The 381-nt window shown below is 66.1% G+C and carries 1 protein-coding gene; it reads left to right on the top strand.

Annotated features, from left to right (window positions below; genetic code table 11):
• Nucleotides 1–14 precede the first annotated feature (14 nt).
• Nucleotides 15–381 (top strand): contractile injection system protein, VgrG/Pvc8 family (locus PZA18_RS24375; RefSeq protein ID WP_284103477.1); only part of this gene is annotated, 367 nt, incomplete at its 3' end.

The raw sequence follows: 381 nt of genomic DNA, 5'->3' as shown, positions 1-381 counted from the left end.
AGGTCAAAGCCATCGTGGACCGCGAACACCCGCAGGCCAAGCACGAAATCTACGACTACCCCGGCCAATACGTGGACCCCGGCGTCGGCGAGCACTACGCCCGGGTCCGTATCGACGAACTGCAGGCGCGGCATGAACGGGTGGTCGGCCAAGGCCCGGTACGTGGCTTGCCGGTCGGCTATCTGTTCAGCCTGACCGAGCACCCGCGTGGGGATCAGAACCGGCAATATCTGGTGGCCCAAGCCACCCTGCATCTGTCCGAATCCGACTACCGCTCCGGTGGCGGCGAGTGGGAAGCCCAGGTCGATATCCAGGCCCTGCCCTCCAACCTGCCGTTCCGGCCCGAGCGCAGCACGCCGAAACCCATCGTGCAAGGCCCAC

The sequence above is a fragment of the Parachitinimonas caeni genome, from assembly GCF_030129945.1.
Lineage (GTDB): Bacteria > Pseudomonadota > Gammaproteobacteria > Burkholderiales > Chitinimonadaceae > Parachitinimonas > Parachitinimonas caeni.
Note: the sequence above shows the minus strand (reverse complement) of the source record. Positions and strands in the feature narration are given on the sequence as shown.